Origin of the sequence: Streptomyces sp. NPDC091280 (genome assembly GCF_044768565.1) — a bacterium.
GTDB lineage: Bacteria > Actinomycetota > Actinomycetes > Streptomycetales > Streptomycetaceae > Streptomyces.
Window position 1 is genome coordinate 388,633 of the sequence record NZ_JBIVUZ010000007.1, and the last position, 24,561, is coordinate 413,193.

General features: G+C 71.7%; 19 protein-coding genes and 1 pseudogene. 10 read left to right on the forward strand and 10 right to left on the reverse strand.

The window, feature by feature from the left end:
* The first annotated feature begins 118 nt into the window (after positions 1-118).
* Entirely contained in the window at positions 119-1,288 is a 1,170-nt protein-coding gene (locus ACIQPR_RS22915) for a permease (protein WP_403651149.1), read from the forward strand.
* A 144-nt stretch (positions 1,289-1,432) separates the two neighbouring features.
* A pseudogene (locus ACIQPR_RS22920) lies at positions 1,433-2,479 on the forward strand (chitinase); the annotation flags it as partial.
* Here the strand turns inward: ACIQPR_RS22920 and ACIQPR_RS22925 are convergent.
* Together ACIQPR_RS22925 and ACIQPR_RS22930 are read right to left on the reverse strand one after the other, a co-directional pair.
* On the reverse strand, positions 2,469-3,431 hold the full coding sequence (locus tag ACIQPR_RS22925; RefSeq protein ID WP_403651151.1) for a GNAT family N-acetyltransferase: 963 nt from the start codon (positions 3,429-3,431) through the stop codon (positions 2,469-2,471). The pseudogene ACIQPR_RS22920 and the gene ACIQPR_RS22925 overlap by 11 nt on opposite strands.
* 79 nt (positions 3,432-3,510) lie before the next feature.
* Positions 3,511-4,629 carry a PP2C family protein-serine/threonine phosphatase gene (locus ACIQPR_RS22930; protein WP_403651153.1) on the reverse strand — a complete coding sequence of 373 codons (1,119 nt, stop codon included), beginning with the start codon at positions 4,627-4,629 and terminating at the stop codon, positions 3,511-3,513.
* 301 nt (positions 4,630-4,930) lie between these two features.
* On the opposite strand from ACIQPR_RS22930, the gene ACIQPR_RS22935 reads away from it, so the two are divergent.
* Both ACIQPR_RS22935 and ACIQPR_RS22940 read left to right on the forward strand, forming a co-directional pair.
* A complete protein-coding gene (locus tag ACIQPR_RS22935) occupies positions 4,931-5,350 on the forward strand; it encodes an ATP-binding protein (protein ID WP_403651155.1) in 420 nt (139 codons plus the stop codon).
* A gap of 30 nt (positions 5,351-5,380) precedes the next feature.
* On the forward strand, positions 5,381-6,043 hold the full coding sequence (locus ACIQPR_RS22940; protein ID WP_403651157.1) for a DUF402 domain-containing protein: 663 nt from the start codon (positions 5,381-5,383) through the stop codon (positions 6,041-6,043).
* A 97-nt stretch (positions 6,044-6,140) separates the two neighbouring features.
* Here ACIQPR_RS22940 and ACIQPR_RS22945 read toward each other — a convergent pair whose 3' ends face one another.
* Complete coding sequence (locus ACIQPR_RS22945; protein WP_403651159.1) at positions 6,141-7,604, reverse strand: MFS transporter; 1,464 nt, start codon at positions 7,602-7,604, stop codon at positions 6,141-6,143.
* 177 nt (positions 7,605-7,781) lie between these two features.
* Here ACIQPR_RS22945 and ACIQPR_RS22950 point away from each other — a divergent pair, with 177 nt between their 5' ends.
* Positions 7,782-8,237: a MarR family winged helix-turn-helix transcriptional regulator gene (locus ACIQPR_RS22950; RefSeq protein WP_403651161.1), complete on the forward strand. Its 456-nt coding sequence runs from the start codon at positions 7,782-7,784 to the stop codon at positions 8,235-8,237.
* A 91-nt stretch (positions 8,238-8,328) separates the two neighbouring features.
* Here ACIQPR_RS22950 and ACIQPR_RS22955 read toward each other — a convergent pair whose 3' ends face one another.
* From ACIQPR_RS22955 to ACIQPR_RS22970, 4 genes are all read right to left on the reverse strand, one after another.
* Positions 8,329-9,255 (reverse strand): hypothetical protein, encoded by a 927-nt coding sequence (locus ACIQPR_RS22955; protein WP_403651163.1) that lies wholly within the window; start codon positions 9,253-9,255, stop codon positions 8,329-8,331.
* 193 nt (positions 9,256-9,448) lie between these two features.
* Entirely contained in the window at positions 9,449-10,933 is a 1,485-nt protein-coding gene (locus ACIQPR_RS22960) for an alpha-amylase (protein WP_403651165.1), read from the reverse strand.
* Positions 10,930-13,650, reverse strand: a complete 2,721-nt coding sequence (locus tag ACIQPR_RS22965; protein WP_403651167.1) for an MGH1-like glycoside hydrolase domain-containing protein — start codon at positions 13,648-13,650, stop codon at positions 10,930-10,932. The genes ACIQPR_RS22960 and ACIQPR_RS22965 overlap by 4 nt, the downstream gene beginning before the upstream one ends.
* Before the next feature lie 79 nt (positions 13,651-13,729).
* On the reverse strand, positions 13,730-15,124 hold the full coding sequence (locus tag ACIQPR_RS22970) for an MFS transporter (protein WP_403651169.1): 1,395 nt from the start codon (positions 15,122-15,124) through the stop codon (positions 13,730-13,732).
* A gap of 226 nt (positions 15,125-15,350) precedes the next feature.
* Between ACIQPR_RS22970 and ACIQPR_RS22975 the strand changes: the two genes are divergently transcribed.
* Together ACIQPR_RS22975 and ACIQPR_RS22980 are read left to right on the forward strand one after the other, a co-directional pair.
* On the forward strand, positions 15,351-16,109 hold the full coding sequence (locus ACIQPR_RS22975; protein ID WP_403651171.1) for an SDR family oxidoreductase: 759 nt from the start codon (positions 15,351-15,353) through the stop codon (positions 16,107-16,109).
* Positions 16,110-16,256: 147 nt separating this feature from the next.
* Entirely contained in the window at positions 16,257-17,621 is a 1,365-nt protein-coding gene (locus ACIQPR_RS22980) for an FAD-dependent oxidoreductase (RefSeq protein WP_403651173.1), read from the forward strand.
* Positions 17,622-17,678: 57 nt separating this feature from the next.
* On the opposite strand, the gene ACIQPR_RS22985 is transcribed toward ACIQPR_RS22980, so the two are convergent.
* Together ACIQPR_RS22985 and ACIQPR_RS22990 are read right to left on the reverse strand one after the other, a co-directional pair.
* A complete protein-coding gene (locus tag ACIQPR_RS22985; protein ID WP_403651175.1) occupies positions 17,679-18,236 on the reverse strand; it encodes a dihydrofolate reductase family protein in 558 nt (185 codons plus the stop codon).
* 56 nt (positions 18,237-18,292) lie between these two features.
* Complete coding sequence (locus tag ACIQPR_RS22990; protein WP_403651177.1) at positions 18,293-19,231, reverse strand: sigma-70 family RNA polymerase sigma factor; 939 nt, start codon at positions 19,229-19,231, stop codon at positions 18,293-18,295.
* A 38-nt stretch (positions 19,232-19,269) separates the two neighbouring features.
* Between ACIQPR_RS22990 and ACIQPR_RS22995 the strand changes: the two genes are divergently transcribed.
* A complete protein-coding gene (locus tag ACIQPR_RS22995) occupies positions 19,270-20,235 on the forward strand; it encodes a DUF1152 domain-containing protein (RefSeq protein ID WP_403651179.1) in 966 nt (321 codons plus the stop codon).
* A 13-nt stretch (positions 20,236-20,248) separates the two neighbouring features.
* On the opposite strand, the gene ACIQPR_RS23000 is transcribed toward ACIQPR_RS22995, so the two are convergent.
* Positions 20,249-22,324, reverse strand: coding sequence for a SpoIIE family protein phosphatase (locus ACIQPR_RS23000; RefSeq protein ID WP_403651181.1), 2,076 nt, complete (start codon positions 22,322-22,324; stop codon positions 20,249-20,251).
* Positions 22,325-22,619: 295 nt separating this feature from the next.
* Here ACIQPR_RS23000 and ACIQPR_RS23005 point away from each other — a divergent pair, with 295 nt between their 5' ends.
* Both ACIQPR_RS23005 and ACIQPR_RS23010 read left to right on the forward strand, forming a co-directional pair.
* The gene (locus ACIQPR_RS23005; RefSeq protein WP_403651183.1) at positions 22,620-23,039 is read left to right on the forward strand and encodes a hypothetical protein; all 420 of its coding nucleotides are present in this window, start codon (positions 22,620-22,622) and stop codon (positions 23,037-23,039) included.
* A 268-nt stretch (positions 23,040-23,307) separates the two neighbouring features.
* Entirely contained in the window at positions 23,308-24,501 is a 1,194-nt protein-coding gene (locus ACIQPR_RS23010) for a hypothetical protein (RefSeq protein WP_403651185.1), read from the forward strand.
* The last annotated feature ends 60 nt before the right edge of the window (positions 24,502-24,561 follow it).

Consider the following 24,561-nt stretch of genomic DNA (forward strand, 5'->3'; position numbering starts at 1 on the left):
GCGCCCGGCACACCCCACACCCCACACCCCACGCCGCGCCACCACCGTCACCTCACGTGCGCTCAATACCCCCTAGGGGTATAGTCCGGGCCAGGCGCACTCCGGAGAGGGGCGGTTCATGGGAGCGATCGGGCACGCGTTGTCCATTGCCGGTTCGATGACGTGGGAGGTGACCTGGGCGCTCGTCCTCGGCTTCACGCTCTCCGCCGTCGTGCAGGCGGTGGTGCGCCGGTCGACGGTCGTACGGCTGCTCGGTGACGACCGGCCGCGCACGCTCGCGCTGGCCGCCGGGCTCGGTGCGGCCTCGTCGTCCTGTTCGTACGCGGCCGTGGCACTCGCCCGCTCCCTGTTCCGCAAGGGCGCGAACTTCACCGCGGCCATGGCCTTCGAGATCGCCTCCACCAATCTGGTCGTCGAACTCGGCGTGATCCTGGCCCTGTTGATGGGCTGGCAGTTCACCGCCGCCGAGTTCGTCGGCGGACCGATCATGATCGTCGTCCTCGCCGTGCTGTTCCGGCTCTTCCTGCGCCGGCGACTGCTGGACCAGGCGCGGGAGCAGGCCGAGCGCGGGCTGGCCGGATCCATGGAGGGACATGCCGCGATGGACATGTCGATCGGCGGCGAGGGAAGCTTCGTCCGACGGCTGTTCTCGCGGGACGGGTTCACGTCCGTCGCGCACATCTTCGTGATGGAGTGGGCGGCGATCCTGCGCGACCTGGTGGCGGGCCTGTTGATCGCGGGGGCCATCGCCGCCTGGGTGCCGGACGGCTTCTGGCACACGTTCTTCCTCGCGGACCACCCGCTCGCCGCGAAGCTGGTCGGCCCGCTCGTCGGCCCCCTGGTGGCCGTCGCGACCTTCGTCTGCTCGATCGGCAACGTGCCGCTCGCGGTGGTCCTCTGGAAGGGCGGCATCAGCTTCGGCGGGGTGATCGCCTTCCTCTACGCCGATCTGCTGATCCTGCCGATCCTGAACATCTACCGGAAGTACTACGGCGCCCGCACGGCCGGCTTCCTGTTGGTCACCTTCTTCGCCGCGATGGCCTTCGCCGGCTATGTCGTGGAATTCGCCTTCGGCGGGCTGGGGTTGATCCCCGACCAGGCCGACGCGAGGATCCCGGACGACGGGATCACCTGGAACTACACGACCTGGCTGAACATCGCCTTCCTGCTGCTGGCCGCCAGTCTGGTCGTACGGTTCCTGCGCAGCGGCGGCCCGGCGATGCTGCGGATGATGGGCGGTTCGCCCGAGCACGGCGAGCAGCACGAGGACCACGGGCACCACCACTGACCCGGGACGGCCCACGCCGAATTCCCGCGCCCTCCAGGTCAGTTCACTGTAAAGAACCTTGACAGACGATTGGTCTAAACCAAATATGGTCGCTGTTCGCCCCGGTCCGGGGCGGCTTCTCTCCTTTCGACATGGGAGCGTCATATGAGACGACCTGGGCCTCTTCGCGCGTCGCTGTCCTGCGCGGCCGTAACCGCCCTGTCCACGGGGCTCGTCGCCCTCGGTGGGAGTGCCGCGAACGCGGACCATCGCGCGCGGCCCATGCCCGATCATGTCGCGGCGCCGTACTTCGAGGCGTGGACCGGCGAGAGCCCGGCCGCGCTCGCCGCGGCCTCGGGCAACAAGTACCTGACGATGGCGTTCCTGCAGACAGAGGCGCCCGGCTCGTGCACGGCGTACTGGAACGGCCAGCCCGCCCAGCCGATCGCCAAGTCGACCTTCGGCAAGGACATCGCCACGATCCAGGCGCGCGGCGGCAACGTCATCCCGTCCTTCGGCGGCTACGGCGCGGACACCACCAACACCGAACTGGCCGACAGCTGCACCGATGTCGACGCCATCGCCAAGGTCTACGAGAGCCTGGTCACCACCTACGGCGTGAGCCGCATCGACCTCGACATCGAGGCCGACTCCATCAACAACACCGCGGGCATCGACCGTCGCAACAAGGCGATCGCCAAGGTGCAGCGCTGGGCCCAACGCACGGGCCGCAGCGTGGAGTTCTCCTACACGCTGCCGACCACCACCACCGGTCTCGCGCCCAACGGCGTGGCGCTGCTCCAGAACGCCGTCGACAACGGCGCGCGCGTCGACGTCGTCAACATCATGACGTTCGACTACTACGACGGCGCGACCCACGACATGGCCAAGGACACCGAGACGGCCGCCGCCGGACTGCACGCCCAACTCGCCGCGCTCCACCCGAAGCAGAACCCGGCGAGGCTGTGGAAGTCGATCGGCGTCACCGAGATGCCCGGCATCGACGACTTCGGCCCGGCGGAGACCTTCACCACTCAGAACGCCGTCACGGTGCGAAAGTGGGCCGAGGCCCGGGGCATCAACACGCTCTCCTTCTGGGCGCTCCAGCGCGACAACGGCGGCTGCGTGGGCACCGGCGGCGCCAACGACTGCTCCGGGATCGCCCAGGACACCTGGTACTTCAGCCACGCCTTCAAGTCGTTCACCCGCGGGTGACGGGGAGGGTCAACTCCCAGGTGTCGACGCCGAAGTCGAGGGTCATGCCGTGCCGTTCGTACAGCGCGAGCGCGTTGCTCGTGTTGTCGGTGTCGACGCCCAGGCCGACGCGGTCGCGGCCCAGCGTCGCGTAGTGGCCGAAGCCGTACCGCAGGAGGTGACTGCCCAGGCCCCGGCCGCGGGCCTGGCGCAGGACGGCGAGGTTGCCGATCCAGGCCATGGAGGCGCGGTCGTCGTGGGTGCGCAGCATCGCGGCGTCCCCGATGCCGTCGACGTGGGCGATCCAGATCAGCGACCAGTCGACGCGCCCGGCGTCGATGTCGTCCAGCCACTGCGGGTACGTGCGGTACTGGAAGTCGAAGTGCTCGGTCATGGCCTCCTGGAGGATCGCGTGGGCGCGTCGGCGGTCCGCCTCCTCCAGGCAGGGGCGCAGCGTCACGCCGGGCGGTGGGGCGGGCAACACGTCCGCCTCGGCTGAGAGTTGACGGGTCATCACGTTGTAGCGGCGGACCGGCTTCCAGCCCCGGTCGCGCAGTGCGGGGAGGTCCATGGTGGGGGCCAGGGTGAGGTGCAGATGCACCACCGCGCGGGACGCCCCGTTCGCGGCGGCGCGTGCCGCGGCCCTGGCCTCCATCACGTCGAACAGGTGCAGGGCGCCCGGCAGTCGGCCCGGGAGGATGTAGTGGTCGATGTCGATGCGCTCGCCGCCCGAGTCGTCCCACAGCAGGCCGTAGCCGATCAGGCGGGCGCCCTCGAACAGCAGCCAGGAATCGTGCTCCAGGTCCACCTCGGGGTGCTTCAGGTCGGCCTGGACCTCGGCGAGTTCGGTGTCCGGGCGGCCGATCTCCAGCAGGTCGACCTCGTTGAGCAGGGCGCACACCGCCGCCGCGTCGTCGGGTGTCGCCGGGCGGACGCGCGGGCCGGGCGGCGCGGGGGTGGGTGCGGTCATGGATCCACTGTCGGGTGACGGCACCCGGCCCGCAACGGAGTTTTCGCGCCCCTGGGGCGGTCCTCCCGTACCGCGGAGCTCACCCGAGGGGCGACGCCCCTCCCGTGGTCTGCCGTGCCGTCTCCGTCGTCTCCGCGTGCCCGTGATAGCGCAGCAGGAGCATCGCGGCGTCGTCGTGGAGGGGGCCGGCGGTGTGACGGACCAGGTCCTCGCGCAGTGAGTCCAGCGCGCTCTGCGCGTCGGGTTCCTTCAGCAGGTGCGCCCGCTCACCGAGCGGATAGAAGGTGCCTTCCTCGTCGCGGGCCTCGGTGACGCCGTCGGTGTAGAGCAGCAGTTGCTCGCCCGGCGCGAAGCGCACGGAGAACGGCTTCGGGGTCTCGCTGCCGTGGGCGCCGCCGAGGCCGAGCGGCGGGGCGTAGGCGGGCGGGGCCGGGAAGTCCGCGGTGCCGTTGCGTCGGACGACCATCGGGGGCGGGTGGCCGTAGTTGAGGAAGATCACCTCGTGGTCGGTGCCGATCTCGGCGAGGACGGCGGTCACGAACTTCTCGTCGGACAGGACGCGCGAGACGCTGCGTTCCAGGCGTTCGCCGAGTCCCACCAGGTCGGGTTCGTCGTGGGCGGCCTCCCGGAACGCGCCGAGCACCACGGCGGCCGTCTCGACCGCGGCCAGGCCCTTGCCCTGTACGTCGCCGACGATGACGCGCACGCCGTGCGGGGAGGCGACCACCTCGTAGAGGTCACCGCCGATCCGGGCCTCCGCGACGGCGGAGGTGTAGGACACGGCGGCCTGGAGCGGTCCCGCGGTCAGCGGCACCGGGCGCAGCAGGACGCGTTGCGCGACCTCCGCGATGGACCGCACGCTGGCCAGTTCGGCCTCGCGGCGACCGCGCATCACGGCGGCGGCGATGCCCGCGCCGGTCACGCCGACCACCGACACCATCGCCAGGAAACCTCTGCGTTCCTGGAAGAGGCCGTCGTAGAGGCCGAGTCCGACGCAGAGCGCGAGGGCCGCCGCGCCGAACCACGCGGTGCGGCGCCAGCCGCCGACGAGTCCGGCGAAGGCCGGTCCGAGGGAGGCCAGCGGGAGGAAGCCGATGCCGGGGCCGGTGACGAGGTCCCCGACGGCGACGACCGCCATCACCGCGGCGGGCAGCCAGGTCAGCACGGAGAGACTGCGCTGTGGCTTCGTTGCGGCCATGGTCCACTCCAACGGCGTCGCGGCATCCGGAGCCGCCCTCGCCTTCCGCGCAGGGGTCCCTCCCCCACCTTGGACATCGCAAGGCTGCCAGGCAACCCCTCGGAAGTGTCCGCCCCTTTACCCAATTGATTCCGAGAACTGACATTTCCTGATCGGCGACAACCATCGGACGCGGGCCGGTTGGCGATCATCGACTCCGGGCACATGAAGAGTGCAGGACCCGCCGCGCAAGACATGCAGCGGCCCCGGTGCGGTGACACCGCGGGGATACCGGGTGTCCTAGGAGGGGAAGTGATTCGCCATGCGTGCGCATCGGCGTACCCATAGGCGTTCCGTACGCGTGGAGTACCTGCTGCCGGACGAGGCCGCGGCTGCGGGTCAGGCACGGAGGCTGACGTCGGAGTTCCTCGCCCGCTCGCGCAGCCGGATGGCGCGGGTCGACGAGGAGCAGATCGACGACGCGACACTCATCGTGTCCGAGCTGGTCGCCAACGCGACCGAGCACGGCCGCGGCGAGTGCCGGCTGCGCCTGCAACTGTCCGACGAGCGCGTCACGGTCGAGGTCTACGACGACAACCCGGCCCCGCCCCGCGTACGGCCGCTGACGGCCGAGGCCGAGAGCGGACGCGGCCTCGCCATGGTCCGCTGCCTGGCGCACCGCCTCGACGTCACCCCACTCACCGGGGGCGGCAAGCGGGTGCGCGCGATCCTGGCGATCTGACCGGCCCGGGCCGGCAGCGCGGAGACGGGCATGCCGGTATTCCAGCCGGGCGAGACGGCCGTACGACGGGACGTCTTCCGCCGGAAGGTGTGGAGCGCCCACGCCCTACGGGTCTTGGAGGACACCTCGGAGGCGCTCGTGCTCGGGTGCCGCCCGGGCGCGGAGCTGCTGGTCCCCACGACGTGGATCGACTGGATGACGACGGGCGACGAGAGCGTCCGCCTGCGGGCCCTGCCGAACCTGGCGACCGGCACCTGGCGGCTCGGCCACTGGACCTGGCGCGACACCGCCCACCTCCAATGGGTCCCGCCCGACCGGTGGTTCAGCGTCAACGCCTTCTACGACGACGTCCCGGGCAAGCACCGGCTGCGCCACTGGTACGTCAACTTCCAACGGCCGATGCGCCGCACGCCCGTCGGCTTCGACACCTTCGACCTCCTGCTGGACCTGGTGGTCGCGCCCGATCTGTCGCGCTGTGACTGGAAGGACGAGGACGAGTACGCCCACGGCCGGCGGCTCGGGGTGGTCGGCGAGGCCGATCACCGGGCGGTGGGCGAGGCCCGCGAGGAGGTGCTGGCCATGATCGGCGCGGGTGCCGGACCGTTCGCCTTCGACCGGGGTCTGCGCGACTGGCGCTCCGCGTCCGACCGGCCGCCTCCCGTGCTCCCCGCCGATGTCCTGACCGTGGTCTGAGCAGCGCACCGCACAGTGCGCCGCCCGGCGCCGATGACCGGTCTTCCGGTCGCTCGGTGCCGGGCGGTGTGTCCCCCGTGGGTTCGGACCGCTCGGGTCAGGATTCGACCCCGGCGCCCTTGAGCGCGGTGACCGGCTGTTCGGGCTGCTTCTCGTCGTCCGGCGCGGTCTGGCGTACGGCCGGGATCATGGCCGCGACCAGGGCCGCGAGGAGGGCGACGCCGCCGCCGATGAGCAGGCCGGTGCGGAAGCCGCTCTCGGAGGTGAAGGTGTAGCCGCCCGCCGTGTCGGTGAGCTGGGCCAGGACGACACCGATGACGGCCGCGCCGATCGACGTGCCGAGCGAGCGCATGAGGGTGTTGAAGCCGTTGGCGGCGGCGGTCTCGGAGAGCGGGACCGAGCTCATGATGAGCGCGGGCATGGCGCCGTAGGCGAGGCCGACGCCGCTGTTGATGACGATGCAGACGAGCATCAGGCCCCAGGCGGAGCCCATCAGGCCCATCGAGAGGGCGTAGCCGGCGGTGATGACGAGGACGCCGCTGATGAGGGTGAACTTCGGGCCGCGGGCGTTGGTGAGCTTTCCGCCGAGCGGGGAGACGATCATCATCATGATGCCGCCGGGGGCCATCCAGAGGCCGGCCGCCAGCATCGACTGGCCCAGGCCGTAGCCGGTGGCCGCGGGGAACTGGAGCAGCTGCGGCACGACCAGCATGCTGGAGTACATGCCGACGCCGACGAACACCGAGGCGATGTTGGTGATCAGGACCCGGGGCCGGGCGGTGGTGCGCAGGTCGATCAGCGGGTCGCTGGTGCGCAGTTCCCATACGCCCCAGGCCAGGAAGGCAACGATCGCGACGGCGAACAGGCCGAGCACGGTGGCCGAGCCCCAGCCCCAGTCGGCGCCCTTGGAGATGCCCAGCAGCAGGCAGACGAGGCCGACGGCGAGGCCGAGCGCGCCGGGGGCGTCGAAGCGCTGACCCTTGGCGGCGGCCGGTACGTCCGGGATCAGGAACCAGATCAGCGCCGCGACCACCAGGGCGAGGGCGGCCGAACCCCAGAACAGGGCACGCCAGTTGGCGTACTGGGCGATGGCCGCGGCGATCGGCAGACCGAGACCGCCGCCGATGCCCATGGAGGCGCTGACGAGCGCGATGGAGGGACTGAGCCGCTCCTGCGGCACGACGTCCCGCAGCAGGGCGATGCCGAGCGGGACCATGCCCATCCCCATGCCCTGGAGTCCGCGTCCGACGATCATCGGGACGACGGAGGAGGAGAGCGCGCACACCACCGAGCCCACGATCAGCGGGACGGAGCAGGCGAGCAGCATGCGGCGCTTGCCCACCAGGTCGCCGAGGCGGCCGACCACCGGCACACAGACCGCGGCCACCAGCAGGGTGGCGGTGATCACCCACGCGGCGTTCGAGGACGAGGTGTGCAGCATCTCCGGGAGGTCGGCGATGAGCGGGGTGACCAGCGTCTGCATGATCGCGGCCGTGGTGCCGGCGAAGGCCAGCGTGGCGACCACTCCGCCTGCGCGGGCTGTGGGCTGGGGGGCGTCCATGACGGGACTCCTCGGCATGTCTGTTCAGTCGGGAGGTGAAGGAGTATGCATCGTACACATCATATGTATCGACCATGTGATCGGGATGATGCATATCGTCGTGGGAGGATGGGCCGGCCCGCCCCGGACCGCAGGACCCGGTGGCGGTATCGGCGGGAAGCAGGAGGCAGCGGACCGATGGACAGGCGTACGCGCGAGATCGAGTACGAGCAGATGCTCCTCAGCCGGCACGGACTGCTCTCGCACAAGGGCGGGCGCCGCAAGGACGGCGTACTGGAGCGCAGCGCCTACATCCTGCTCAGCCGCATCCGCGTCCAAGGACCCATGTCGATCGGCGAGTTGAGCGATGCCTTCGGGCTCGACACGTCCACCCTCAACCGGCAGACGGCAGCAGCCATGCGCTCCGGACTGGTGGAGCGCATCCCCGACCCGCGGGGCGGCATGGCCCGCAAGTTCCGCATCACGGAGCTGGGCGCGCGCATGCTCGACGAGGAGCGCGAGGGTCTCGTGCGGTCCCTGGACGAGATCATGGACGACTGGTCGGAGACGGACATCGCCGCCTTCGCCGCGTTTCTACGACGCTTCAACACCGACATCGAGAGGCTCGGCGGGCGGCCCTGGCCCCGGCCGTGAGTGAGCCGGGCCCTGTCGAGTGAGCCCCGCCCCGTGGCGTTCCACGGGGCGGGGCTCCCGGTTCACACCGGGCGTGCCCGGATCGGCCGGGTCAGGAGGAGCGACGCGCGCGGCTGGCCGCGTAGACCACACCGCCGCCCAGGACGATGACGAGGGCCGCGCCACCGGCGAGCAGGCCGACCGGCGCGTTGGAACCGGTCTCCGCCAGCGGCTGCTTGCCGCCCTCGGGCGTGGGCTTCGGCGAGGGCGAGGGCGTCGACTTCAGCGGCGGGACGTGCGCGGAGGTGGGCGGTGTCGTCGACGGCTTGGGGCTGGGCGGCGGGGTGGTCTCGTCGGCGGGCGGCGTGCTGCCGGCCGGGGTCGAGGGCGTCGCGGGCGGGGCCGAGGCCGGCTGGGTCGGCGTCGGGGTGGGCGAGTCCGGGGTGCTGGGCGTGCACGCCTTGTCGCCGCCGTTCCAGGCCGCGATGAGGTGGTACGGGGTCACGATGTTGTCGGGCTCGTAGGGGAGCGGGCCGTGGCCCTCGCCCGTGCCGCCGTCGTAGGCCACGTCGTCGCCGTAGAGGTCGATCTGGCCGTAGCAGTCGGGCGACTTGACGTTGAGCTTCTGCCAGGTGCGCCCCGAGTCGTCCGCGCCGGCGACGTCCTTGGCGGTGAGGTAGACCGTGGACTTGTCGACCATGGTCTGGTGGCCGGAGTTGTACCAGCTGGGTCCCTCGGTGGTGTATTCGGCGAGGGAGACGGGGTACTTGCAGCCGGCGCCGACGCTCTGGCCGGGTGCGAGCCGGACCTCGACGGTGCCGGGGACGGTGTTCCACTGGTGGAAGCCGCCCTGCGAGGTCCAGTCGGCGCCGACCACGTTTCCGTCGCTGCCGACGATGCGGTACTGCACGGTGGCGGACTGGCACGCGTCGTTCTCGGTGGCGCTCGCCGTACCGGCCGCGAGCACGGGGGTGGCGGCGGCTATGAACGCGCTTGCTGCGAGGGCGGACAGGGTGGGGAGGTGTCTCGAACGTGACAAAGTGAGCCTCGACGATGGTGAAAGGTGTGGGAGGTGGCAGAGCGCGGACGGTGGGCGCACGCCGAGGAGACGATCGAGGGTGTGCGCGACCGGACCGCCCGCGAATGCTTCGCTCAGCGAAGCCACAGCGAAGCAAGCTGAATTCTTGTCACCTTTCACAACTCCCGTCAATCCTTCACCAGTTGGCCACAGGTCAAGATCCGGGCAGCACCGCGAGCAGATGCCGGCCCAGGCCCGCCAGCTCGACGTAGAGCCCGAGGTCGAGGAGTTCGTCGCCGTCCCGGTCGTAGGTCGTGCCGGACATCAGTTCGGTGAGGTGGTGGGTGCCGCCGCGCAGGTCGCTCCACGGGAGGCGGACTCTGCCCTGGGCCGGTTGCTCGGAGAGGTTGACGACGATCAGCTGGCGGCTGGAATCGTTCGTCCAGGACCAGGCGATCAGGTTCTCGTGGGAGGGGTTGTCGGGCCAGCCGGTGCAGTCGAGCAACTGCCACTCCCCTCCCGCACGCATCCCGGAGGAGCCGACGGCGGCGATCAACTCGCGGTAGAAGGACTGAAGTTGGGTGTCGACCGGCTCGTCGGGGCGGCGGGCGAGAAAGACCGGCGGGCGTACCCGGCGTCCCTCGAACTGCCCCTCGTGCCAGAGGGTCGCGCCGGGCAGCGTGGCGATCGTGACCGCCGCCACCCGTTCCCGCTCGGGTGACAGCGTCGCGGCGGCCCGGGGTTCGTCGTGGTTCTCCAGGAAGCGGACCAGGCCGCGCTGGTAGCCGAGGTCGGCCCGCAGATGACCGCGCACCGAGTCAGCTCCCTCGTGCAGCAGCCGGTCGTAGAGCCGTTTGTCGTAGCAGTGGTCGAACCCCTGGTGCTGCAAGGCCCATTCGAGGTCCCAGTACGCCTCGGCGACGAAGAGCAGGTCGGGGTGGCGCTCGCGGACCCTGGGGACGACGTACGGCCAGAAGTCCTCGGCGGGTGCCGGGCCCGCGCGTGTGCCCCAGGTCTTGGCGAAGACGTCGGTCATCAGCAGCATCGCCATGTCGCAGCGCACGCCGTCCGCCTGGTCGCCGATCGCGGCCAGGGTGTCCACGGCCGCCGTGCGCAACTCCGGGCTGAACGCGTTGAGTTGGACGACGTCGGGCCAGGGCGCGAAGTAGGGGTCGCGGCCCCGCGCGAACACCCTCCCGCCCGCCTCCAGGAAGGCGCCGGGGTCGCGGGCGAGGTCGTCCGGGGTGCCCTGGATCAGGCAGTCCGGGCGTTCGGTCAGCCAGGGGTGGTCGGGGGCCACATGGTTGGGGACGTGGTCGAGGATCAACCGGACGCCGCGCGCGGCCAGTTGGGCCCGGGCCTCGGCCAGTCCCGGCGGCCCGCCGAGCGACGCGTCGACGACGTAGTCGCGGACGCAGTAGGGCGAGCCGGCCACGTCCTGCGGGCGGAGGTCGGGCAGCGCCGCCCGGAAAGATGCCTGCAACGACTCGTCGCGCAGGGCGATCTCCAGTCCGGCCGGGCTGCGCTCCCACACGCCCATCAGCCAGACGGCGTCGACACCTCGGAGGGCGACCTCGTCCCAGGCGGGCGCGGGCACCTCGCCGAGGGTCATCGGGTGGCCGTAGCGGGTGCTCAACTCGCCCAGCCAGACAAGGGTGTTGATCTCGTAGATGACGGGGTGCTCGGGCCAGGCGGTCATGACAGTGGCTCCTCCCGGTCGCCGGTCGGGCGCAGGCTCTCGCGGCCCCGGGCCGACCACTCGGCGTCGCCCAGGGTGTGGAAGAGGGTGGCGGTGACGGCGGACAGGCCGGTCCAGCCGGTCTGGTGGGAGGCGCCGAGGCCGGCGCCGTTGTCGCCGTGGAAGTACTCGTAGAAGAGGATCAGGTCCTTCCAGTGCGGGTCCTTGGCGAACTTGGCCTGGGCGCCGTGCACCGGCCGGTGTCCGTCGGCGTCGCTGAGGAAGGTGGCGGTGAGGCGGTCGGCGATCTCGCGGGCGACCTCGTAGAGCGTGAGCCGCCGGCCCGAGCCGGTGGGGCATTCGACGGTGAACTCCGGGCCGTGGAAGGCGTGCAGGTTGAGCAGGGCGCGGATGAGGAGCAGGTTGACCGGGAACCACACCGGGCCGCGCCAGTTGGAGTTGCCGCCGAACATCCCGGAGTCGGACTCGGCCGGCAGATAGCGGACGCCGTAGGTCTCCCCGTGCACGTCGAAGGTGTACGGGTGCTCGGCGTGGTGGCGGGAGAGCGAGCGGATGCCGTGCGGGCCGAGGAACTCGTCCTCGTCGAGCATCCGGGACAGCACGCGGCGCAGCCGGTCCTCGCCGAAGAGGGCGAACAGATAGCGGCCGTCCGCGTTCGGGCCCATGGCCTCGTGCGAGGAGATGGTGGCCTCCACGGCCGGGTGGCGTTCGATGAACTCCATTGCTCCCGCGACCAGTTCGGGGAAGCGCTGGTCCGCCCAGCCACCGACCAGGCTGGTGGCCGCGAGGGGGATCAGACCGACGAGGGAGCGCACCTTGAGCCGGGTCGCCGTGCCGTCCGGCAGCCGCAGCACGTCGTAGAAGAAGCCGTCCTCCTCGTCCCAGAGGCTCGCGTTGTCCGTGCCGATGCGGTTCATGGCGACGGCGATCCACGCGAAGTGCTCGAACAGGGACTGCGCCTGCTCGACGTAGACGGGGTTGTCGACGGCCAGTTCTATGGCGATCTCAAGGAGGTTCTGGCAGTACAGCGCCATCCACGCGGTGCCGTCGGCCTGGTCGAGATGGCCGCCGGTGGGGAGCGGCGCGCTGCGGTCGAAGACGCCGATGTTGTCGAGGCCGAGGAAGCCGCCCTGGAAGACGTTGTTGCCGTCGGTGTCCTTGCGGTTGAGCCACCAGCTGAAGTTCTTCATCAGCTTCTGGAAGGCGTTCTCCAGGAAGGCGCGGTCGCCCTTGCCGGTGCGGTGCTTCTCCAACTCGTAGAGGAACAGGGTGGCCCAGGCGTGGACGGGCGGGTTGACGTCCCCGAAGTTCCATTCGTAGGCCGGGATCTGGCCGTTGGGGTGGAGGTAGAGACGGCGCAGCAGCAGGTCCAACTGGCCCTTGGCGAAGGTGAGATCGACCATCGACAGGGCGACGGTGTGGAAGGCGAGGTCCCAGGCCGCGAACCACGGGTACTCCCAGGTGTCCGGCATCGACATGATCTCGTCGTTGACCATGTGGTACCAGTTGCTGTTCCGCACCCGGGGGTCGGAGGCGAGCGGGTCGACGCCGTGCTCGGACAGCCAGCGCTCGACGTCGAGGTAGTAGTACTGCTTGCTCCACAGCATCCCGGCCAAGGCCTGCCGCACCAGCCGCCGTTCGTCGGCTCCCGCGTCGGCCGGGGTGCAGCCGTCGTAGAACTCATCGGCCTCGGCACGGCGTTGGTCCATGACCGTGTCGAAGTCGCCGGTCCAGTCGGGGAGTTCGGTGGCGGTGAGGCGCAGGCGGACGGTCGCGCTCTGCCCGGCCGGGACGGTGAGCACGTGGTGGACGGCGGCCTTGGTGCCGGTCCGGTCGGGGTTGACCGCGGCGCTCTCGCCCTGGACGACGTACCGGTCGATGCCGTCCTTGACGTACGGGGAGGCGTTCGGACTGCCGAAGATCTTCTCGTTGTTGGTGTCGTTCTCGGTGAACAGGGCCTGTGCCCCGGCGTCGTGGTACAGCCGGTGCGGGCCCAACTCGGCGTGGTCCGCGCGGACTGTGCCGTCGTGTTCCTGCCGCAGGGACGGGACGGCGGTGCCGCCCGCCCAGGACCAGGTGTGCCGGAACCACAGGGTCGGCAGCAGATGCAACGGGGCTTCGTCGGGGCCCCGGTTGTGGGCGGTGATCTCGATCAGCAGGTCCTCGGGGCCCGCCTTGGCGTACTCGACGAACACGTCGAAGTAGCGGTCCTCGTCGAAGATGCCGGTGTCGAGGAGCTCGTACTCGAAGTCGCCGCGCCCGCGTGCCCTGTTGGTGGCCTTGAGGTCTTCGTAGGGGTACTCCGCCTGCGGATATTTGTAGAGGTACTTCATGTACGAGTGGGTGGGTGTGCTGTCGAGGTGGAAGTAGTACTCCTTGACGTCCTCGCCGTGGTTTCCCTCGGAGTTGGTGAGGCCGAACATCCGCTCCTTGAGGATCGGGTCGCGGCCGTTCCACAGCGCGAGCGCGAAGCACAGCCGCTGTTTGTCGTCGCTGACGCCCGCGATGCCGTCCTCGCCCCAGCGGTAGGCGCGGGAGCGGGCCTGGTCGTGGGTGAAGTAGGACCAGGCGTCACCGCTGTGGCTGTAGTCCTCCCGTACGGTGCCCCACTGGCGCTCGCTCAGGTAGGGGCCCCAACGGCGCCAGGGCACCCCGGAGTCGTCGGCCTCGGCCAGCCGTCGCCGTTCGGCGTCCGGCGCGTCACCGTTCGTCGCCATCGTGTGTCCTCCTCGTGGCCGGGCGCATTCCCTCAGCCTCAGGCGTCCTGGACCCGACCGCAACGCCCCGCGTCGATGGTCATCCGCCCGTCGCGCGCCGTTCGGTCGCCGGGCCCGGACGGGAGGTGCGCCGCCGGTCCGCGAGAACCACCGTGACGGCGAGCAGCAGCGCGGCTCCCGCCGCGAGCGGCGCCGGCAGGAAGGCTCCGGCCGGGCCGTGCCGGTCGGCCAGATGACCGCTCAGCGCCTGCCCGGTGGCGGTGCCGAGCGGGCCGCCCGCGCACAGGATCGTCAGGGCGGCGGTCGCGCGGTCGGCCGGTGCGAGGCGTTCGGTGAGCGCGTACAGGCTGATCATGTACGGGGCGACCGTGACACCGGCGACGGCCATCGCGGCGGGGACGGCGTGCAGGTCGTACCCGGCGAGGAGGACGAGGGTGCCCAGCAGCAGGGTCGCCGCGAAGGTCACGTACCGGTGGTGGGGTGTGAAGCGGGCGGGGAGCCAGGCGCAGGCGGCACCGGCCAGGGCGCTGCCGACGCCGAAGAGGGCGTAGAGGAGTCCCGCGCCGCCGGGGTGTCCGCGGGCCTCCGCGTAGGCGGTGACACCGGTCTGTACGGCGCCGAAGACGGTGCCCATCGCGGCCATGGCGAGGAACATGACCGCAAGGGGCAGGCGGGGCAAGGGAGTTCGTGAGGTGCCCGGCACCGGTCGGGGAGCGGTCCGGCCGGGGGCGAGGGACAGGGCGAAGGGCAGGGTGGCCAGGAGGAGCAGGGCGACGGCCGCCAGGGTCGGTGCCGTGGGGCCGAGGGCCGTGAGCAGTCCGACGAGCGCCGGGCCCGCGACGAAGCTGATCTCGTCGACGCTCGCCTCGTAGGACAGCGCGGTGGGGACGAGGTCGGTCCGCTCGCGGGCGCGCAGCAGGCGGGACCAGTGGACGCGGACCAGGGAGCCGACCGGCGGTTGGGTGAGTCCGGCCAGGGCAGCGGCGGCGATGGTGGACGGGCGACCGGTGTGGCTCGCGACGACGAGGCCGGTCAGGGCACCGGCGTTGGCGAGTGCGCAGAGGGCGCCGACGAGCCGGTGGCCGTAGCGGTCGGCCAGCGCTCCGGCGGCCGGGGAGCCTAGGTCGTGTCCGCGAAGTCCCGTCGTTCGCCCGGAGGGCGGGCCTCGCGGCGTCCGGTGCGTGCGATCGGCGTGCCGCCCGGAAGCCCTCGTACTGGGCGTACTCGGGCTTTCGGGCGGTGCGGCGAGCGTGCGTGCCGGGCGTCGCGAGGCAGGCGGGACTTCGCGGACACGGCCTAGCGCGTTGGCGATGCCCTGGGCGGCGGCGGCGAGCCCGGCGAAGGCGTAACTGTCGAAGGCGGCCCGGACGAGGACGAGCGTGGCGAGCGAGGAGGTCGCGTAGGGCAGGCGGGCGAGGAATCCGAGCGGGAAGAAGCCCGCTCCGGGCACGCGGAGAAGGGATCGGTACGCCATCGGCGTCTCCCGTGGGCACGTCGGAGGGACGCGCTGCCCAGCCACCCACGCGTCGACGATCCCGCTTCCGGCGCGCAGCCTAGCGACCCGGCCGCCCCGTCACCAGAGCGGCTCCGCCGCGCCCGCCCGTAGCTCGGGGCCCGCACCCCGACGTACGGATATGGCATTCTCAATTCGCGAGAGGTAGCCTCTCAACCGATCGTCACGTCTCGCCGGGGAGGCCGTCATGGCAGGCACGATGCAGGGCAAGGTCGCGGTGATCAGCGGGGGTTCGACCGGTGTGGGGAGGGCCGTCGGGGCGCAGCTCGCGGAGAGCGGGGCGCGGGTGGTGCTGCTCGCCCGGCGTGCCGACCGGCTGGAGTCGGCCGCGCGGGAGATGGCGGGGCAGGTGCTGACCATCCCGACCGACGTCAGCAGCGGCGACAGCGTGCGGGCCGCCTTCGCTCAGGTCGAGGAGCGGTTCGGGCGGGTGGACATCCTGGTGAACAGCGCCGGTGTCGCCCGCATCCGCGCCATCGAGGAGACCGCCGACGAGGACATCCACGCCTGTGTCGGCACGAATCTGCTCGGCCCGATCCACACGATCCGCTCGGCCGTGCCCCTGCTGCGGGCGGCCGGGGGCGGCGACATCCTGAACATCTCCTCCGAGATCACTCTCGACCACATGCCCCTGATGGCCATGTACGCGGCGAGCAAGCACGGCCTGAACGGCTTCACCGCCGCGATGCACAAGGAGCTGCGCGGCGACGGCATCCGGGTCTCCCTGGTGATCCTGGGCTCCATCTCGGACAGCGCCTTCATCGAGAACTTCCCCGGCGAGGACCGCCAGCGTGCCGCGCCGGTGTGGGAGGCGGACGGCTATCTGACCAGGGTGGGCGCCATGAAGCCGCTCCCCTCGGCGACCGTCGCCCGGGTGATGGTGCAGCTGCTCGCCACCCCGCCCGAGGTCGCGCAGGACGTGGTGCACATCCGGCCCGCCGGCTGAGGACCCCGGCCCGCATCATGCGACCGCTTTGGACACCCCATAAGTCGGTCTTATGAGGTCATAGATCGGACCCGTGTACTGGGTTAGGCATGCCTTAGCTTAGGCTTCCCGTCGAGTCGCCTGTCCTCACTCGAAGGGAACCTGATCATGCCGCGCCCCCTGCGGGTAGCCATCGTCGGAGCCGGCCCCGCCGGGATCTACGCCGCCGACGCCCTGCTCAAGTCCGAGGTGGCCGCCGAACCCGGCGTGTCCATCGACCTCTTCGAGCGGATGCCCGCGCCCTTCGGCCTGATCCGGTACGGCGTCGCCCCCGACCACCCGCGCATCAAGGGCATCATCACCGCCCTCCACCAGGTCCTGGACAAGCCGCAGATCCGCCTCTTCGGCAACGTCGACTACCCGACCGACATCAGCCTCGACGACCTGCGCTCCTTCTACGACGCCGTGATCTTCTCCACCGGGGCCACCGCCGACCGCGAGATGTCCATACCGGGGATCGAGCTCGACGGCTCCTACGGCGCCGCCGACTTCGTCTCCTGGTACGACGGCCACCCGGACGTCCCGCGCACCTGGCCGCTGGAGGCCGAGAAGGTCGCCGTCCTCGGTGTCGGCAACGTGGCCCTCGACGTGGCCCGCGTGCTCGCCAAGACCGGCGACGAACTGCTGCCGACCGAGATCCCGCCGAACGTCCACGAGGGCCTCAAGGCGAACAAGGCCCTCGAAGTCCACGTCTTCGGCCGCCGCGGCCCCGCGCAGGCGAAGTTCTCCCCGATGGAGCTGCGCGAGCTGGACCACTCCCCCAACATCGAGGTCGTCGTCGACCCCGAGGACATCGACTACGACGAGGGCTCGATCGCCACCCGGCGTGGCAACAAGCAGGCCGACATGGTCGCCAAGACGCTGGAGAACTGGGCGATCCGCGATGTCGGCGACCGCCCGCACAAGCTGTTCCTGCACTTCTTCGAGTCCCCGGCGGAGATCCTCGGCGAGGACGGCAGGGTCGTCGGGCTGCGCACCGAGCGCACCGCCCTCGACGGCACCGGCAACGTCAAGGGCACCGGCGAGTTCAAGGACTGGGACGTCACCGCCGTCTACCGCGCGGTCGGCTACCTCTCCGACCGGCTCCCCAAGCTGCCCTGGGACATCGACTCGGGCACGGTCCCGGACGAGGGCGGCCGGGTCATTCAGGAGACCGGCGAGCACCTCCAGTCGACGTATGTGACGGGCTGGATCCGGCGCGGCCCGGTCGGTCTGATCGGCCACACCAAGGGCGATGCCAACGAGACGGTCGCGAATCTGCTCGCCGACCACGCGGGCGGCCGGCTGCACACGCCCGTCGCGCCCGACCCGGAGGCCGTGGAGGCGTTCCTCGCCGAGCGGAACGTCCGCTTCACCACCTGGGACGGCTGGTACCGGCTGGACGCCGCCGAAAAGGCGCTGGGCGAGCCGCAGGGCCGTGAGCGCGTGAAGATCGTCGAGCGCGAGGACATGCTCCGGGCGAGCGGCGCGTAAGCCTTGAGCGGTTGACGTCGAAGGGCCCGGCGGGCTGACCGCCGGGCCCTTCGCATCTCAGCGCGCGGCCCTGCCGTACCGGGCGAACACGGTGGCCCCCGGCTTCTCCACCTCCAGGCACTCCAGGTGCGCGGCCGGGCCGTCCGGGGCGAAGAGCCGTTCGCCGGCGCCGAGGACGGTGGGGAAGGTGATGAGCCGGTACTCGTCGACCAGGTCTTGTGCCATCAGGGTGCGGACGACGCTCAGGCTGCCCATGACGATCACCTCCCGCTGCTCGCGCTTCACCGCGTCGAGGAGATCCCCGTCGAGGACGGTCGAGTTCGCCCAGGCCGACACATCGGTCAGGGTGCGGGAGGCGACCCGTTTCGCGACGGCGTTCATGCGGTCGGCGAACGGGCCCTCGCGGCCCGGCCACAGCCGCGCGAACGCCTCCCACGTGCCGCAGCCGAGCAGCAGCACGCCCTCGTCCAGCAGGCCGGCCAGCCGGAACCTGTCGCCCTCGATCTCCGCACGGCCGTAGCGGAGGAGCCAGCCGCCGTACGGGGTGCCGTCGGACCCGTCGGGGTCGGAGACCACCCCGTCCAGGGTGGTGAACTGAATGACGGTGACGCTCATGGTCCATGTCCTTTCGGTCGATGCTCACCGGTACCTACCGGCGGGCTCGGCCGAACTCATCGCGGAACGGGCGGCAGGTCCGCGGAGATGCGCGGCGGGAGCCCGAAGGACGCCAGGACGCGCGGTTCGGTGAACACGACATTGCGGGTGACCCGGCCGCCGGCGACCGTGAACACCTGGACGCTGTGCAGCCACCGGCCCCCGTCCGGATCGCTCGCGTAAGCGGCCAGCGCGGGCTGCGAGTTGGCCGTGAGCGGTCGCAACGCCCAGTCGGTGCCCCGGAGTTCGAAGACGCGACGCATGAACGCGCCGTAGTGCCCGGTGCCCCGGAACCAGAGCGGGATCGGCGGCATCTCCAGGACGACCGCGTCGGCCAGGAGCCGTACGAGGGCGGGGACGTCGGCCGCCTCGAAGGCCCGCAGGTAGCGGTCGACGACCTCGCGCGCCTCCCGGTCGTCGGGTTCGGCGACCGCGAGGCCGTCGCCGATGTCCGGGAGGGCGGCGCGGGCCCGCTGGAGTGCGCTGTTGACGGCCGGGACGGTGGTGTCGAGCTGGTCGGCGACCTCGGCGGCGCTGAACTGGAGCACCTCGCGGAGCACGAGCACGGCCCGCTGCCGCGCCGGGAGCTCTTGCAGGGCCACGACCAGGGCGAGCCGCATGTCGGTGCGCGCCTCCATGTCGTGGCGCGCGTCGGGGAAGGGCTGGAGCCAGGGGATGTCGGCCGCCGGGGTGAGCGGGGTCCCGGGGTCGTCGCCCGGCGCGCCGAGGCCGGACGGGAGGGGGCGGCGGGCGCGGCCTTCGAGGGCGGTGAGGCAGACGTTCGTGGCGATGCGGTACAGCCAGGTGCGGACGGACGCGCGGCTCGGGTCGTAGCGCTCGCGGGCCTTCCACGCGCGCAGCATCGTGTCCTGCACCAGGTCCTCGGCCTCGTGGAACGAGCCCAGCATGCGATAGCAGTACGCCACCAACTCGCCCCGGTACGGCTCGAAGTCCACCCGTCCATCATGGCGTACGGGGCTGTTAACGTCCTCCGGTGTTCTCCCTCCTCGAACCCCCGTTCTTCTCCCGTCTGCGCGACGCGCGCCGCATCCTCGTCGCCGGGGCCGGCGGCGGCTTCGACGTGTACGCGGGGCTGCCCCTGGCGCTCGCCCTGCGCGCGGCCGGCAAGCAGGTGCACCTGGCAAACCTGTCCTTCGCCGATCTGTACGGCCTCGACCAGGACGTGTGGGTGGAACCGGACGTCGCTGCGGTGGGCCCCGACACGGAGGCCCGGGGGGACTACTTCCCCGAGCGTTCCCTCGCCCGGTGGCTCCGGCTGCACGACATGCCGTCCACCGTCTACGCCTTCCCGCGCACCGGGGCGCAGCCGCTGCGGGCGGCCTACCGGGCGCTGATCGACCACCTGGGCGGTGTCGACGCCGTGGTGCTGGTCGACGGCGGGACCGACATCCTGATGCGCGGCGACGAGCACGGGCTCGGCACACCGGAGGAGGACATGGTCAGCCTCGCCGCCGTGGACGGGCTCGACGACGTGCCGGTGCGGCTGGTGGCGTGCCTGGGCTTCGGCGTCGACGCGTACCACGGGGTCAACCACGCGCTGGTGCTGGAGAATCTGGCCGCGCTGGAGCGCGCGGGCGCCTACCTCGGCGCGTTCTCCCTCCCGCGCGAGAGCCGCGAGGGGCGGTTGTACCTGGACGCGGTGGCCCACGCGCAGGAGTCCACGCCGGAGTACCCGAGCATTGTCAACGGTTCCGTCGCCGCCGCCGTACGCGGGGATTTCGGCGATGTCCGCTTCACCGAACGCACGCGCGGCAGCGAGCTGTTCATCAATCCGCTGATGTCCCTGTACTTCTGCGTCGACGCCCCGGGGCTCGCCCGCCGCAACCTCTACCTCGACCGGCTGGCGCCGACCGCGCTGATCCGCCAAGTCAGCTCCCGTATCGCGGAGTTCCGCGACGAGCTGCCCCGGCAGCGGCCACCGCGCGCCTATCCCCACTGACCGTGCGGAACGGTCAGGCGGGCGGTGTCAGCGTCTGTTCGGCCCAGATGGTCTTGCCGGTCGCGGTGTGCCGGGTGCCCCAGTCGGCGGTGAGCTGGGCGACCAGCAGCAGGCCCCGGCCGCCCTCGTCGTAGATCCGGGCCCGGCGCAGATGGGGCGAGGTGGAGTTGCCGTCGGAGACCTCGCAGATGAGCGTACGGTCGTGGATCAGGCGGAGTTGGATCGGTTCGGCGCCGTAGCGGATCGCGTTGGTGACGAGTTCGCTGACGACCAGTTCGGTGACGAAGGCCTCCTCCGTCAGTCCCCAGGCGTCGAGTTGGGCGGTTGCCAGGCGTCGGGCCTGGGCGACGCCCTCGAAGTCGGCTGCCAGGTCCCAGACTTGGACGTGCTCGGCGTCGAGTGCCTTGGTGCGGGCGAGCACCAGGGCCACGTCGTCGGCCGGGTGCTGGGGCAGCAGCGCGGAGAGCACCTGGTCGCAGCGGTCCTCCAGGGTGGACCGCGATCCGGCCAGGGCCTCGCGCAGCCGGGAGATGCCGAGGTCCGGGTCCCGGTCGGCGGCCTCCACGAGTCCGTCCGTGTACAGGGCGACGAGGGTGCCCTCCGGCACTTCGAGTTCGGTGGTCTCGAAGGGCAGGCCGCCCACGCCCAGGACCGGGCCGACGCCGATGTCGACCACGTCCGTGGTGCCGTCCGGCAGCACGAGGACGGGCGGGGGGTGACCGGCGCTGGCGGCGCTCAGCGTCCGTGACACCGGGTCGTAGACGGCGTACAGGCAGGTCGCCCCGGTGCCGCCGACACCGGCCCGCCCGCCGTTCTCGTCGTCGCCGAGCCGCAGCACCAGGTCGTCGAGGTGGGCCAGCAGTTCGTCGGGCGGAAGGTCGACGTCGGCGAGGGTCTGGACGGCGGTGCGCAGCCGTCCCATGGTCGCGGAGGCCTGGATGCCGTGGCCGACCACGTCACCGACCACCAGGCCCACCCGGGCTCCGGAGAGCGGGATGATGTCGAACCAGTCGCCGCCGACCCCGGCGCGCGAGTCGGTGGGCAGATAGCGGCAGGCGACGTCGACCGCCGACTGCGGGGACGTGCCGCGCGGCAGCAGGCTCTCCTGGAGGGTGAGCGCGGTGGAGCGCTCCCGGGTGTAGCGGCGCGCGTTGTCGACGCAGAGGGCGGCCCGGCCGGTGATCTCCCGGGCCAGCGCGGTGTCGTCCTGTGTGAAGGCGTCGGGCCGGGTGCGCAGCAGCACGGCGACCCCGAGCGTGGTGCCGCGCGCGATCAGCGGCACCGCCAGCAGTGAGGTCACGACGGCTCCCCCCATCCGCGCGGCCCGCGCCGGGACGCCCGCGATCCACCGGTCGAAGTCCGGGTCGCCGCTCCCGCTGAGCACCGGACGGCCGGTGTGCAGGGCGCGGGCGGGGGGCGAGTACGGCGGGTAGGCGTCGCTGGCGCCCAGGCCGATCACGGCCTCCGGGGTCCCCTCCTCGGTGGACAGGTGCGCGACCCGGCGCAGCACGACGTCGGTGTCCGGGCCGCCCGCCTCGGGCTCGTCGCCGTGCATCACCGCCTCCAGCAGGTCCACGCTCGCGAAGTCGGCGAACCGCGGGACGACCAGTTCGGCGAGTTCCCGCGCGGTGCGGTCGAGGTCGAGGGTGGTGCCGACGGAGACGGCGGCCTCGTCGAGCACCGCGAGCCGCTGCCGGGCCCAGTGCTGCTCGCTGCTGTCGAAGCCGGCCATGCCCACGGCGCGGACCTCGCCCCGCTCGTCCCGGACCGGCCACAGCTCCAGGTTCCAGGCGTGCTCGCGGATTCCGGAGGGGGCGCGGGTGTAGCTCTCGTAGTGGGCGGGTTTGCCCGTGGCCGCGACATCGCGCAGTGCCTGGAGGGTGCCCAGCTGGTCGACGTCCGGCGGCAGGCCGTAGGGGAAGGCGTGGCCGCGCAGCACCTCCTCACCGAGCCCCATGACCTCGCAGGCCACGGCGTTGAGCCGCAGGTACCGCTGGGCGGCGTCGAACACCGACATCGAGAACGACGCCTGCCGGAACGCGCGCTCGATCAGCGCGCGCTCGTCGTCGTCCCCGCGGGCCGGATCCATGGGATCAGTGTGCTCCCGCACCCGGAGGCCAACAACCGGGCGCCGGGGCGGGCGCAGGGGGCCGACGGGATCGAACGAATACTCGGGGTCCGTAAATGCTGTGAAGTGACCCACGACGGGTAGTTCTTAACTCAGCGCCTCTTCCGCGTGAACACCTCCACTCAAAGGAACTGTGGTCTTGGCTCTCGCGTACCCTGACGCCCCGTCAGCCCGTCGACCAGGGCGTACCTGGACTATTCGCATCACAGGTCACCGCGACCGCACCGCGTCGGTCAGCTGCTCCTCCGGGTGCGGCATGCCCGTCCGGTCGCGTGACATCCCGGCCCTGCGCCGTTTCGCCGAAGCGCATGCGGCGGCCCATGTCCGAGCGGCGACCGTACGCCCCGACGCGGCCTGCGGCTGCCGTCGCCAGCGGTGTGCGGCGCACGAGGGGACCCGGGTCGACTGTTCGGGCTCGGTGCTGCTCGTGCTGCGGCACGATCCGGCGGTCGGCCAGGTGTGGACCCTGGCCGAGGTCTGCGCGGCCTGTGCCTCGCTGATGACGCACACCCGGGTCGTCGGCAAGCCCGTGCCCCGTACCCGGCCGCCGCGCCAGGAGACGGTCGTCCCGCTGGAGGCGTCCGCCCCGGCGGGCGCGCGGTCGGTGCCGGCCGGATTCAGCGCGCCGCCGGCCGGGCCGGGCGTGCCGTCGCGGCCGGACCGCCGGCGGCGGTGACGGGTGCGGTGCGGGACATACGGGCGGGACCCACCCCGAGCGGATGGTGGGCGGGTCCCGTCCGCGCCACCATTCTGGGGACCGGGCCATGTCAAAGGCACGTGTGAAACCCCGCCACCCGGAGTGGACCGATCACACCCCGCGCGTACGCTCACGCCGGAGCGCGAGAATTCCGGGCATACGGGACTCTCCGACCCCCGCTTGACCCACCAAGATCTCCGACGCCCATACTGGTGGGTCAGCCCCGCCCCCGCCGGCAGATTGGCCTATGTCGAACTCCTCCACAGCTCCGCCCACGATCCCCCACACGGTGTGGCTGGCTCGTGGCCGCCACGTCGGGTCCCAGGACGCGGCCGGTGTCGTACGGCGACAGTTGCAGCGACTCAAGGACCGCGAGGTCATCGACGACCACATGGAACCGGACGAGGACCAGGGCCATGATCCCGGGGAACTGGTCTTCGAGGCCCGGTGGCGGGTCGAGGGGACGGTGACCGTGCGGGCGCGGCTCACGTTTCCGGCGCGGCCGGAACCGGGCTCGCCCACGGCCGCCCCGACCTCGGCCGAGGGGCGCGAATGGGTCCTGGTCGCGGAGGCCGAGCGGGCCTGGGACCCCCGGTGGCCCTCCCCCGCGACCGTGTTCTGGCCCGAGGACGCGGACGCCGGCTGGGACCACGCTCCGGTCCCGGGGCTGCGCCTGCGGGCGGTCAATCCACTGCCGTCCGAGGAGAAGGATCTACGGCGGCTGTTCCGCGGTTGCGCGCAGGACGGCTGGAGCGTGCACCTCGTCGTGCACGAGGCGATGACCCCGGACGCGCGCGGCCGTCGCCCGCTGGCCGGACTGCTGCCGGCGAGTCTGCGGGACCGCGTGGTGGAGCACCGGGCCACACCCGACCAACTACGCTCCGTCAACTGGGCGTTGCTGCGCGAGTTCGACTTCCAGGTGCCGCGCGGCGGTGCCGTGGTGCTGCCCACCCACCCGGCCGCGCCCGGCTACGACGTCAGCGACTTCTCCGTGCGCAGCGTCTTCCTCGACGGCTCCGAGCCCACCGAACTCGTGGACGTGCTGTGCCGTTACGCGGCCTCCGCGCGCCTCCTGCCGGAGGGCGGCGCGGAGGCGCTCACCGCGCTGCGCGAGCAGTGGAGCCTGATGACGCTGGAGGAGGAACTGGCCCGGGAGCGCAGGCTCGTGGCCATGTACGCCGAGGCGCTCGAAGCGATGACGAAGTCCCGCGACCTGTACCGGGAGTCCGCCGACCGCGCCAACGAGGCACTGGCCGCGCTGCGCGAGTCCGGCGGCGCTGTCGTGCCCGGCGCGGCTCCCCCGCCCGCGGGCTCCCCGTTCCAGCGGACCTTCGGCCGGCTGCGGGACGCGACGAAGGCACTGCGCCCCGCGACACCACCGGCCGACGGCGACCGGGTCGACCCGTCGCGGGACGACGACCGCTCGCCGGAGGGCCGGTAGGCGGTCGCCCTCCGGCCTTGGGCCCCCGTCACGCGAGTGGTGGGGGCCGCGCACCGACAC